Genomic DNA, 12,198 nt, shown 5'->3' with positions numbered 1-12,198 from the left:
TTAAACCTGTCCCACCTATGATCGGCTCACTGCCTGGAGAAGCGCGAACCGCGCGTCCCGGCGAGCCGCGCAAGGCGCGCAAGACGCCGCGCATCAACGGTCTGCCCGGATCCGACCGGGTGAGCCGCAGTCATGTTTGGAGACAGGCAGATGCCCCAATCGATTGCCCCGGACCGCGGGTCCGAAGCCGCGCGCGCTTTTGATACGTCCGCGCAGAATCCCACGCAGCAAGACGACGCGCTCTATCGCAAGGTGTCGGCGCGCGTCATCCCGTTTCTGTTCGTTTGCTACGTCGTGTCGTTTCTCGACCGCATCAACATCGGCTTCGCGCAATTGCAGATGAAGCATGACCTGGGCTTCAGCGACGCAATGTACGGCCTCGGCGCCGCTGTCTTCTACGTGGGCTACGTGCTGTGTGAAGTGCCGAGCAACATGCTCCTTGCGCGCTTCGGCGCGCGCCGCACGTTCATGCGCATCATGCTGCTGTGGGGCATTGCCTCGACCAGCATGATGTTCGTGTCGAGCCCCACGCAGTTCTATGCGCTGCGCTTCCTGCTGGGCGTGTTCGAGGCGGGCTTCTTTCCGGGCATCGTGCTCTATCTCACGTACTGGTATCCGGCTCGCCGCCGCGCGGCCGTGTTCTCGATCTTCTTCGCCGGCGTGGCGGTGGCGGGCGTGCTGGGCGGCCTCATCTCGGGCTGGATCATGCGCGACATGGCCGGCGTGGCGGGCCTCGCCGGCTGGCGCTGGATGTTCGTGATCGAAGGTCTGCCGGCCGTGCTGCTCGGACTCATGGCGACGTTCTGGCTCGTGGACGGCCCCGAGAAGGCGAGGTGGCTGACCGATGCCGAGAAAGCCCACCTTCTCGCGCAACGCGACGGCGAAGGCGATCACGCGCATTCCACGCGTTCGTTCGGCGCGGCGCTGCGTAACCCGCGCGTGTATCTGTTCGCGTTCATCTACTTCTCGCTGACGTGTGCGTCGCTGACGCTGAACTTCTGGATGCCGCTGATGATTCGCGACTTCGGCGTGCATGACGTGCTGGCGATCAGCCTCTACACCGTCATTCCGAATGCGGTGGGCGCAGTGGGCCTGATGTGGATCGCGCGACGCTCGGACCGCCGTGGTGAACGGCGCTGGCATTTCGCTGCGTGCACGATAGGCGGCGGCATCGCATTGGCGCTGCTCACGCTGCATCTGGCGAGCTTCGCCGCGATGATGGCGATCCTGTCGATCGCAGCGGTGCTGATCTTCGCCGCGTTGCCGATCTTCTGGGCGGTGCCTTCGGCGTATCTCTCGGGCAAGGCCGCAGCGGCCGGGATTGCGCTCATCAGCAGTATCGGCATTACGAGCGGCATTGTGAGCCCGTGGGCGATCGGGCTCATCAAGACGCACACGGGCAGCATGGACAACGCGCTGTATCTGCTCGCGGCGTTGCTGGTGGTGAGCGGCGCGGCGTTGGTGGCGGGGGGGCCGGCGGTGAAGGCTCGCCGCTGAGGTGTGATGCCCCGCATTGCGTGCAGGCGACGCGGGGCGATTTGTTTTGAGACGGCGGTATGGTCCGGGCCAAACTCACTCATCGAGGTTTCCCGTGCCGTCCCCCATCAAACACACACAGTCATATCTGGAAGGCGCCGATCGCGCCTACGCCGCAGGCGATTGGCAACGCGCATTGGAGCTTGCCGACAAGGTAGTCGCCGCGAATCCGCGCAACAGCGACGCGCTCCACAGACGTGGACTAATCGCGCTCGCAATGGGCTCGCCAGCCGAAGCCCAGATATGGCTCATGCGCGCAGTTCAGGTCCTCCCGCACCCCGTGTACTGCAACAGCCTTTGCGTGACGCAAATGCGTCTGCGTGACTACGCGGCGGCGGCCGAAACGGCACGTCTGGGCCTGCGGCGCGCACGCGAACGCTTTCCAGCGGTCGATACGTCGCTGCTTTCATACAACCTCGGCGTCGTCCTGCAACTCGACGATCAGCCCGAGGCGGCTGCGCATAGCTACCGACAAACCCTCGCGCGTCAGCCCAATCACGCGTCGGCGCATAACAATCTCGGCACAGTCACGAAGAATCTCGGCGATCTCGCCACGGCCATCGCCCATTTCGAGCGTGCAATCGCGCTCGAGCCGCGCAATCTGGAAGCACACAGCAACCTGGGTCATGCTTTGCTGGCAGCGGGGCTTTACGAAGCGGCATGGCCGCATTTCGAGCAGCGTTGGGCGAGCTTTCAAGTCGGCGACCAGCCAGCGGCGTCAGGCGCACCGATATTGCCGATTGCGCAGTGGCGAAGCGGCCCGCTTCCCGGCGAGCGCCGTTTGCTCGTGCTGCACGAACAGGGCTTTGGCGATGCGCTGCAATTCTGCCGCTATCTGCCCATTGCGCTCGCGCACGGCACGCGCGTTGGCTACGTATGTCCCAAGCCGTTGCGGCAGTTGCTCGAACAGTCGCTTTGCACGCGTTGGCCGAAAATTGTGTTGCTCGACGACGTGCCGTCAGACCTTGCCGCATGGGACGCCTACTGTTCGCTGCTCTCGCTGCCGATGCTGCTTGGCACGCGCCTCGACAACATTCCGGCGAGCGTGCCTTATCTGCATGCCGAGCCGCAGCGCGCGCGCATCTGGGCCGACCGGCTGGCTGCGCCTCGCGATGACATGAAGCCGCGCATCGGCGTTGTTTGGGCGGGCGGTCACATGGGCACGGCGGCGGATCGCCGACGCAGCATCGCGCCCGATACGTTTGCGAAGCTGCTGTCCTGGCGCGGCGCGCGCTGGATCAGTCTGCAAAAAGCCGACGACGCATCGAAGCAATTGCCACCGGCATACCGCGAGGAAATCACCGACTGGACGGACGAAGTCGGCGACTTCGCCGATACCGCCGCGTTGATCGATGGACTCGATCTCGTCATTTCGGTCGATACATCGGTGGCGCACCTGGCTGCGGCGATGGGCAAGCCCGTTTGGCTACTCAACCGCTTTGCGGGCTGCTGGCGTTGGCTGCGCGATCGCGACGACAGCCCGTGGTATCCGGGTTTGCGTCTCTTCACGCAAGCGGAGCGCGGCAATTGGGACGACGTACTAAACCGCGTGCTCGATGCGCTCGCCGCGCGCTATCCGATGAAAGAAAGCCATCTCACGCGGGCTTGAGCAGCGTGCGCCATTGAATCACTGCTGCCCGGCAAGCTCCTCCAGCAGCCAGTCGCGAAACGCAACCAGCACGGGGTGGCGCTGGGCACGCTCCGGGTAGACCAGGTAATACGAGCGCGAGCTTTGCACTGCTTCGAACGGGCTGAGAAGCCGGTTCTCCTTCAATTCGTCTTCCACCAGCATGCGCGGCACGAGGCCCACGCCGATACCGGCGACGACCGCCTGGATCAAATGCGAGGTCAGCTCGAAACTCGGGCCCGTACGCAGCGCGTCGTGAGGCAAGCCGAAATGCGCGCACCATTCGCGCCATGCGTCGGGAAAGCTGCGCACGCGCAGCAGCGTGAGGCCCTCTAGCGATTCGATGGTCGGCGCGGTGGCCCGTCGCTTCGACTTCTTCGTGAACGGCAACGCAGTGGGGTTGCCAACCAGCACCAGTTCTTCCGCGTAGAGCCTGTGCGCCGTGACGCCGGGCCAGCGGCCGTCGCCCACCACGATGGCGGCGTCGAGGTCCTGGGTCGAAAAATCGGCAGCCTCGATGCGTGAGTCGAGATCGATCTGCAGATCGGGGTGCGTTTGATAGAAGCGATGCAGACGCGGCAACAGCCACTTGGCGCCGAACGTCGGCAAGGTCGCGACGCGCAACTGCGTTCTCGGCGCGTTCGCCGTGAGGGCTTGCAGCGTCGCGCTGCGGATCAGCGTAAGCGCGTGAGAGATCTCCGCCATATAGGCTCGGCCGATATCGGTCGGGATGATGCGTTTGCCCTCGCGCGTGAAGAGAGCAAGGTCGAGCATCGCTTCGAGCGCCTGAACCTGGCGGCTCACAGCGCTTTGTGTGAGCGACAGTTCCTCGGCGGCGCGCGTGAAGCTCTCATGGCGCGCGGACGCTTCGAATGCGAGCAGCAGCGACATGGAAGGCGTGAGCTTGCGGTAATTCATTCATAAACCTCATGATTAACCCAACCAATTTACGTTTGCCCGCGGCCGGTTGGGGAGCGACAATTTCATGCCGGAAAGGGCCATATAGCGCCCGATGCGAGACTTCGAGAGCGACATGACCATTGCCCAGCTTACCATCGGCGAATTCGGCAGCCCCCTGATCCATCAATTTTTGCATGAACTGCAAGTGTCGGGCTTCGAGGGCGAGGTGGATGCGAGTCACGCCACGCGCACGGTGCTGGCCACGGACAATTCGATCTACCAGCGCTATCCGCAAGCGGTGGTGTTCCCACGCCATGCGAAGGACGTCGCACGACTCGCGGGCATGCTCGGTCGCGACGCGTTTCGCCGCGTGACGGTCGCGGCGCGCGGTGGCGGCACGGGTACGAACGGGCAGTCGCTGACCGACGGCGTCGTCGTCGATATGTCGAGGCATATGAACCGCATCCTCGAAATCGATCCGGTTGCGCGTACGGCGCGAGTGGAGGCGGGCGTTGTCAAGGATCAGCTCAATGCCGAACTGAAGCGGCACGGGCTCTTTTTCGCGCCGGAGCTTTCGACCTCGAACCGCGCGACCATCGGCGGCATGGTCAGCACGGATGCGAGCGGGCAGGGCAGTTGCACCTACGGTAAAACGCGCGATCACGTGCTCGCGCTGGAAACGGTCCTGCTCGGCGGTGAGCGCCTGTCGAGCGCGCCGGTCGAGCGCGCCGCGCTCGCCGCGCTTTGCGCGCGCGAGGATAAGGTCGGCGAGGTGTTCCGCACTGCGCGCGATATCAGCGAGCGCGAAGCTGACCTGATACGCGAGCGCTTTCCCGCGTTGAACCGCTGCTTGACGGGTTACGACCTCGCCCATCTGCGTGACGGCGAAGGGCGCTTCGACATCAATAGCGTGCTGTGCGGCTCGGAAGGCACACTCGGCTTCATCGTCGAGGCGACGCTGAACGTGCTGCCCGTGCCAAAGCACGCCGTGCTCGTCAATATCCGCTACGAGGGTTTCATGGATGCCCTGCGCGACGCGCGCGCGCTGATGGCCCATCGTCCGCTCTCGATCGAAACCGTGGATTCCACGGTGCTGCGGCTTGCGCGCGAGGATATCGTCTGGCAAAGCGTGGCCGAGTATTTCCCCGCTGATGATGGCGTCGAAGGCGGTGCGAGCGGCATCAATATGGTCGAATTCAGCGGCGACGATGCGAACGAATTGCGCGAGCGCGTGGCGGCGTTCGCCGCGCACCTGGACGCGGACACGAGCGTGAAGCGCCTCGGCCATACGATTGCCGATGGCGAGGCGGCGATCAATCGCGTCTATGCGATGCGCAAGCGCGCGGTGGGCCTGCTGGGCAACGCCCGCGGCGCGAGGCGCCCGCAGCCTTTCGTGGAGGACACGGCCGTGCCGCCGGAAAATCTCCCCGACTACATTGCTGAGTTTCGCGCGCTGCTCGATGGTTTTGGCTTGCGTTATGGCATGTTCGGCCACGTCGATGCGGGCGTGCTCCACGTGCGCCCCGCGCTCGACATGCGCAATCCCGACGATGCCGCGCTCGTGCGCCCCATTTCGGATGCCGTGGCCGCTTTGACGATGAAGTATGGCGGCCTGTTGTGGGGAGAGCATGGCAAGGGCGTGCGCTCCGAGTACGTGCCCGAGTATTTCGGGCCTTTGTATCCGGCGTTGCAGCGGCTCAAGGCGGCATTCGATCCGCACAATCAGCTCAATCCAGGCAAGATCGCGACGCCTGCGAACGCGAGTGCGGCGCTGTTGAAAATCGATGCGACGACACTGCGCGGCGAGTTGGACCGGCGCATCGACGAGCGCGTCTGGCAGGCCAATGCCGACGCCGTTCACTGCAACGGCAACGGCGCCTGCTACAACTTCGACCCGGACGACGCCATGTGTCCGTCGTGGAAAGCCACGCGCGAACGCGTGCATTCGCCGAAGGGCCGGGCTTCGCTGATGCGTGAATGGTTGCGTCTGCAACAGGATGCCGGCGCGGATCTCACCGCCGTGCCGGTTGCGGCGGCGTTGCCGGTGCGCATCGTCAATAGTGTGCGCAAACGACAAGGCGAGCAGGACTTTTCGCATGAGGTTTACGACGCCATGGCAGGTTGTCTTTCGTGCAAGTCATGTGCGGGGCAGTGCCCCGTGAAGGTGAGCGTGCCCGAGTTTCGCTCGCGCTTTCTGGAGCTTTATCACACGCGCTATTTGCGTCCGCTGCGTGACCATTTGATCGGCGCGCTCGAATTCACGGTGCCGCGCGTAGCGGCGGTGCCCGGCGCGAGTCGCGTATACAACGCGCTGATGAGCGCGGGTCTCATCAAATCGTTGCTTGCCCGCTGCGTGGGCCTTGTCGATAGCCCGTTGTTGAGCCGCGTGTCGTGGCGGGAGGTGTTGCGCAAGTCGGGAGCGCAGATCGCAACGCCCAAACGGCTCTCGATGCTTGCCAAAGCCGAGCGCGAGCGCAGCGTGATCGTGGTGCAGGACGCGTTCACGCGTTACTTCGAAACGCCTATAGCCGCCGCGTTTCTGGAACTCGCCGCGCGTCTTGGGTTCAGAGTATTCATCGCGCCTTATTCTCCAAACGGCAAGCCGCTGCACGTGCAGGGGCTTCTGCCGCAGTTTCGCCGCACCGCGCGTCGCAATGCGGCGCAACTGGCCGCCCTTGCCAGCTCGGGTGTGCCGCTCGTCGGCGTCGACCCGGCCATGACGCTCGTGTACCGCCAGGAGTACCGCAAGGTGGAAGACATCGAGGCGGCGCCGGAGGTCCTGCTGCCGCAGGAATGGCTGCTCGGCGCATTGCGCACGCGTGCAACTACGCCGCGGGCATCCGGCTCATTCCGCCTGCTCCCGCATTGCACCGAGCGTACCAACGCTAGCGCCGCCACGCTCTTGTGGAAAGATGTATTCGCTGCGGCGGGCCTCGCGCTCGCGACGCCGGCTAGCGGATGCTGCGGCATGTCGGGCACCTACGGCCACGAGGCGCGCAATCGCGCGACTTCGGAAGCGATCTTCGAGCAATCGTGGGCACGGCATGTCGATGCGGCTTCGACGGCGACGCATGGGGCGGAAGAACTGCTCGCTACCGGTTATTCGTGCCGCTGCCAGGTGAAGCGCTTGCGCGGGCGTCAGTTGCGCCACCCGGTTCAGGTGTTGCTGGACGCGCTGCGCTGATCTCCTGCGCCGTTGTCGTCCCCGAGCTTTGATCCCCGAAGTGAGACGGCGTGAGGGCTGCAAGTGGCTCAATCCGGGTACACTCGAAGACGAACCACGGGGCAAGGCGTCTGTGTCGCGCCCCCGCTCCAGCCAGCTTTTGCGCCCGATGCCAAAACGAATCTTGCTTGTCGACGACAACCGCGACGTCGCAGATGCACTGGCGGCGCTCGTCGAGTTCGAAGGTCATCAAGCCCGATGCGCCGCAGATGGGCAAGAGGCCGTGCTCGTTGCTGGGTCGTTCCTTCCCGAACTCGCCTTTGTGGACTGGAAACTTCCAGACATGAGCGGCGGCGAACTGGTGGGCCAGCTTCGGCGGAACCCCGCTCTTTTGAATACCCGGTACGTTTTGCTATCGGGGCACATCGACCCGGACATCGCGGCCAGGGCCGCAGCAGCCGGTTTCGACAAATGTCTGACGAAACCGGTGCGGCTCGAAGACCTGTTGGCCTGCCTGTGACGCCGGTCCGAGCGGCTGACGTATTGGCGCCGGTTGCGCGTTGTCGCCAGCTTGACGAGGCCCGCGGGGAGCCGGAACAATAATTGCGCACACTGTCTCACTCGTGGCGGCTTCGAATCTCCACGAACATCGTCGTTCCGGAATCCCGCACCGTCTCCTCTGAGCAGAGTCGCGTCATGAACAAGGAAGTTCCACCGCGAATCGAGCGCCCATCGACCCGTTGGCCGGGTGAAATGGCGGAGCGCATCGCCGCATTCGACTGGAGCAATACGGCGCTCGGCCCGCGCGAAACCTGGTCGGCGAGCCTCGTTGCCGCGATCAACATGCTTCTCGCCTCGCCTTCGCCGCTCGTCATGCTGTGGGGCCACGAAGGCACGATGGTCTACAACGACGCCTATGCGTTTTTCGCGGGCGGCCGGCATCCGTTCCTGCTGGGCAAGCCGGTCGAAACCGGCTGGCCGGAGGTGGCGGCGTTCAACCGGAATGTCGTCGATACGTGCCTCGCCGGCGGGACCCTGACCTTTCAGGACAAGGTGCTCGTGCTGTATCGCGAGGGTCACGCCGAAGACGTCTGGCTGGACCTGAGCTATAGCCCGGTTTTCGAAGACGACGAGCGGCCGGCGGGCGTCATCGCCATCGTGTTCGAAACGACGGCGAAGAAACTGGCTGAAAAGCAGCGCAAGGTAGCTGAAGACGCGCTGCTGCAACTGACCCAGACACTCGAGCAGCGCGTAGCCGAGGAAGTGGGCGCGCGCGTCGCGATGGAGGAGCGGCTGCGTCAGGCGCAAAAACTCGAGGCGATCGGCAGTCTCACGGGCGGTGTGGCGCACGATTTCAACAACGTCTTGCAGGTCATCTCCGCCAACCTGCAGCTCATCGAGCTTTCGACGAAAGGCAACGAAGCGCTCGAGCGGCGTGTGGCTGCGGTCAGCAATGCGGTGTCGCGCGGCGCGAAGCTTGCCGCGCAATTGCTGGCCTTCGCGCGCAGGCAACCGCTCGCGCCAGCCGTTCTGAATCCCTTCCGGCTGGTCGAAGGCATGGCCGAGATGCTTCACCGCACGTTGCCTGAGACGATCGAACTTGCCATCGTGCCGGCGCAAGAGAGCTGGAACATTTGTGCGGACCGCAGTCAGCTGGAAAGCGCGCTGTTGAATCTGGTCATCAACTCGCGCGACGCGATAGACGGACCCGGACACATCGGCGTGTGTCTCGCGAACGTCGATGCACAGGACGACGAAGAGGCGCGCCGCGACGGTGTGCCCGAGGGCGAATACGTTCGCCTGCGCGTTTCAGACTCGGGCAGGGGCATGCCCGACCACGTAAAAGCGCGCGTGTTCGAACCGTTCTTCACCACGAAGGCCGAGGGTCAGGGCACGGGGCTAGGCTTGAGCATGGTGCATGGGTTCGTGGCGCAGAGTTCGGGCCACGTCTTCATTGAAAGCACGGAAGGCCAGGGCACCACGGTCAGCCTCTATTTCCCGCGCAGCCTGGAAGCGGAATACGACGCTTACAAGCCGACCGTTGCGAGACAGGAGCGCGGCGGCGAGACGATTCTCGTTGTCGAAGACGACGCCGAAGTTCGCATTGCCGCGATCGAAATGCTGGCGCAGCTCGGCTACAAGGTGCTCTCCGCACAAGACGGCGAGAGCGCGCTCAAGCTGATCCAGAGCGGCCAGCACTTCGACCTGCTGTTCACCGATGTCGTGACGCCCGGCACGGTGAGAAGCAGCGAACTCGCTCGCATTGCCAGCGGGCCGCCTTATTACGCCGAGGTCCTGTTCGCCTCCGGCTACACGCGCGACGTCATTTTCCACGACGGCAAGCTCGACGAAGGCGTCGCGCTCATTAGCAAGCCTTATCGATTCGACGAGCTTGCCGTTGCGGTGCGCAACGCGCTCAACACGACCGAATGACGTTGCAGCCGCACTAGGTCTTCATCCCGATCTGCGTGCGTCCGAGCGGCGTCAGATCATCGACCGTTGCGCGGCCAGCGAAATCGACTTCAAAATGGTCCGTCGGGAAATCGGGCGGACTCTTGCCTTCGAGGAAGCTCGGCAGCTGCCGCGCAAGATACGCATCGTTCTTGGCGCACGACGGCGCCGAAGCGATGTACATCACGTTGCTATAGCCCTTGCCGCGATGCGCATCTTCCACGGCATGAATGACGTCGCTATGCCAGAAGACGGTGTCGCCTGGCTGCATCAGGGGAATCGACGAAAGCGCGTGGAAAAGCGGCGCGTGATACTCCGGCTTGATCGACAGCGCCCGGCCCGGCATCGCGCCGCACAGGTCGTCGTCGGCAATGTCGTCCTGCAGCGCGCGCAGCAGGATATAGACCATCGCGTTCGCAATGGGCACGAGTTGCAGCGTGCCGTCGCCTGGGCCTTGCTGCGTGAGCGCCGTCCAGCCCTGAAACGTGCGGAACATCGAGCAGACAGCGGGTGATGGAATCTCTTCGACGTCAGTGCGCCACGCCGCGTCGAACGCGTCGTAGTCGCGCCAGTTTCCGGAGAAGACGTGGCGGTAGACGTTGCGGAAGTTCGCTTCGATCCAGCGCTCGACCGAACCGCCGTCGCAGTGGGCCGAGAGTCCCAGCGATTCGGAGCCAGGCGGCCGGCGGCGCAGCCGGTCTGCATAAGCCGGCACATGATTCGGGTCGAAATGCACGCGGCCTTCGCTCTCGGTGAGCCATAGCCGGTTCAGGAACACGCGCGCCTGCGTCAGTTCCTGCGACTGGCGCGCGAGCACTTGCGGCTTTGACCAGTAGACGCCGTAGATCTGTGGCTTGCTCGAGGCCAGTTGGCCGAAGTATTTGTCTTCGGCGCGATGGAGCAGCTTGCGGTCGAGATCGTTTCGCTCGACATAGTCCGCAATGTCGGCGTCCCACTGCTCAACGAGCGAGCGGTCGAATACCTGGCGAATAACACAGGCGCCGCGCGCCTTCACGAGCGCGATCTGCTCCGCGCTAACCCGATTGCCGGCGATGTCCCCGAACGCGATTTCGGGGATGACGGGCTGACCCCGGTCGCGAAGCTGCGCGATGCGATGCGCCTCCTCTTGCATGGCCGATTCGACCTCGGCGAACACGGCCTTGTAGTTGGGCAGTCTCTCCCGCAGTTCCTGCTTCGCCCGGCGGATAGCCGCTGGCAGGTCGTCGATATGCAAAGCCATTTGCTTGTCTCCACCGTGGTGATTTCGAATGATAGGAGCGTACGCCGGCGTGGCCTTGGGCAGTGATATTATCGGGTCAATCTTTTTGTAGTTTCGGCCATGAAAGCAGCGTACGAGCACGTCGACTTCGGCAGCAGCTGTTCGGTGCGGGTTTACCACCGGCGCTTGCCGCGCATTCCATTCGAGTGGCATCACCACCCGGAATACGAACTCACGCTGACGATGAACAGCCAGGGCAAGCGTTATATCGGCGACTCGGTCACCGTTTATGGCGCCGACGATCTCGTCCTCGTCCCGCCGGACATGCCGCACACCTGGTCGTCCAATCGCTCGATCGACCCGGCGGACTCGCAGGTGGCCGTCGTCATCTGGTTCGAAGGCAACTGGGTGCAGCGCCTCGCCGACGTTTGCCCCGAATATGCGAGCCTGCGCAACCTGTTGCGTCGCGCGGCCTGCGGACTGGTTTTCGAAGAAGGCGCCGGAGCGCATATGCGCGGCTATCTGGACCGTCTATTGTCGGCGCAGCCGCGTGAGCGTCTGGCTGCCGTGCTGGATATCCTGGTCTGGTTGACCGATTTGCCTGCCACCCAGCTAGCGACGCCCAGCGCGTTCGAGGGCCGCGTTGGCGCATCGTCAGGCTATGAGCCTGAGCAGTTGAACCGCGTTCTCGCGCTGATCGAAACGCAGTTCTCGCAACCGTTGCGGCTTTCGGCGCTCGCCAAGGCTGCGGGTCTTTCTGAGCGCACGCTGACGAGGCACTTCGTGCAGCACACGGGCGAAAGCGTGGGGCAGTACATCGCGCGGGTTCGAATCGGCCATGCCTGCCGGATGTTGACCGACACGCAGATGCCCGTCTCCGTTATCGCCGCCCGGTCAGGCTTTCCCAACGCCGCGAACTTCAACCGGCAGTTCAAGGCCACAAAAGCGTTGACGCCAGTCGCGTACCGGCAGCAATTCACGCTCGCGAAGCGCGCCGAGGATCATGTTGCGCCGTCCCTTACCGAGCGCTCGCCTTCTCTCGAGCTTGCGCGGCGAACGACGAGCGGCAAGCCTCGCTTGCGCCGCGCCTGAGCGCCTCGCACGGGCCGCGCGTCTGATTCTGTTCAAATTCGGCCTCGCGCTGCGGCCACCCGGTTTCTATTATCAAAACGGCCGTACGCGGCGTTCAGTCTCACGAACGGACCCAAGCGAACCGTAAGCAAGTCGCTGCGGCTCGCTATGCCTCACCGCCTCAGCGATTTCCCTGGAGTGCTGTCATTCGCGTCGGGAATGTGTTGATAT

At 64.0% G+C, this 12,198-nt stretch carries 8 protein-coding genes; 6 read left to right on the top strand and 2 right to left on the bottom strand.

What is annotated here, in order from left to right:
- Nucleotides 1-150 precede the first annotated feature (150 nt).
- Nucleotides 151-1,497, top strand: coding sequence for an MFS transporter (locus L0U83_RS23180; RefSeq protein ID WP_233886425.1), 1,347 nt, complete (start codon nucleotides 151-153; stop codon nucleotides 1,495-1,497).
- A 94-nt stretch (nucleotides 1,498-1,591) separates the two neighbouring features.
- Complete coding sequence (locus L0U83_RS23175; RefSeq protein WP_233886424.1) at nucleotides 1,592-3,145, top strand: tetratricopeptide repeat-containing glycosyltransferase family protein; 1,554 nt, start codon at nucleotides 1,592-1,594, stop codon at nucleotides 3,143-3,145.
- Nucleotides 3,146-3,163: 18 nt separating this feature from the next.
- On the opposite strand, the gene L0U83_RS23170 is transcribed toward L0U83_RS23175, so the two are convergent.
- Nucleotides 3,164-4,081: a LysR substrate-binding domain-containing protein gene (locus L0U83_RS23170; protein ID WP_233886423.1), complete on the bottom strand. Its 918-nt coding sequence runs from the start codon at nucleotides 4,079-4,081 to the stop codon at nucleotides 3,164-3,166.
- A 115-nt stretch (nucleotides 4,082-4,196) separates the two neighbouring features.
- On the opposite strand from L0U83_RS23170, the gene ydiJ reads away from it, so the two are divergent.
- The 3 genes from ydiJ to L0U83_RS23155 all read left to right on the top strand — a co-directional run bounded on the left by ydiJ (nucleotide 4,197) and on the right by L0U83_RS23155 (nucleotide 9,659).
- A complete protein-coding gene (gene ydiJ / locus L0U83_RS23165; RefSeq protein ID WP_233886422.1) occupies nucleotides 4,197-7,247 on the top strand; it encodes a D-2-hydroxyglutarate dehydrogenase YdiJ in 3,051 nt (1,016 codons plus the stop codon).
- A 163-nt stretch (nucleotides 7,248-7,410) separates the two neighbouring features.
- Entirely contained in the window at nucleotides 7,411-7,746 is a 336-nt protein-coding gene (locus tag L0U83_RS23160; protein ID WP_233886421.1) for a response regulator, read from the top strand.
- Nucleotides 7,747-7,922: 176 nt separating this feature from the next.
- Entirely contained in the window at nucleotides 7,923-9,659 is a 1,737-nt protein-coding gene (locus tag L0U83_RS23155) for an ATP-binding protein (protein ID WP_233886420.1), read from the top strand.
- 13 nt (nucleotides 9,660-9,672) lie between these two features.
- Here L0U83_RS23155 and L0U83_RS23150 read toward each other — a convergent pair whose 3' ends face one another.
- Complete coding sequence (locus tag L0U83_RS23150; protein ID WP_233886419.1) at nucleotides 9,673-10,917, bottom strand: DUF1479 domain-containing protein; 1,245 nt, start codon at nucleotides 10,915-10,917, stop codon at nucleotides 9,673-9,675.
- Between the two features lie 99 nt (nucleotides 10,918-11,016).
- Here L0U83_RS23150 and L0U83_RS23145 point away from each other — a divergent pair, with 99 nt between their 5' ends.
- Entirely contained in the window at nucleotides 11,017-11,988 is a 972-nt protein-coding gene (locus L0U83_RS23145; protein ID WP_233886418.1) for a helix-turn-helix domain-containing protein, read from the top strand.
- Nucleotides 11,989-12,198: the final 210 nt, after the last annotated feature.

Origin of the sequence: Paraburkholderia flagellata (assembly GCF_021390645.1) — a bacterium.
Lineage (GTDB): Bacteria > Pseudomonadota > Gammaproteobacteria > Burkholderiales > Burkholderiaceae > Paraburkholderia > Paraburkholderia flagellata.
The sequence above is the reverse complement of the archived record's forward strand: the minus strand, read 5'-3'. Positions and strand labels throughout refer to the sequence as shown.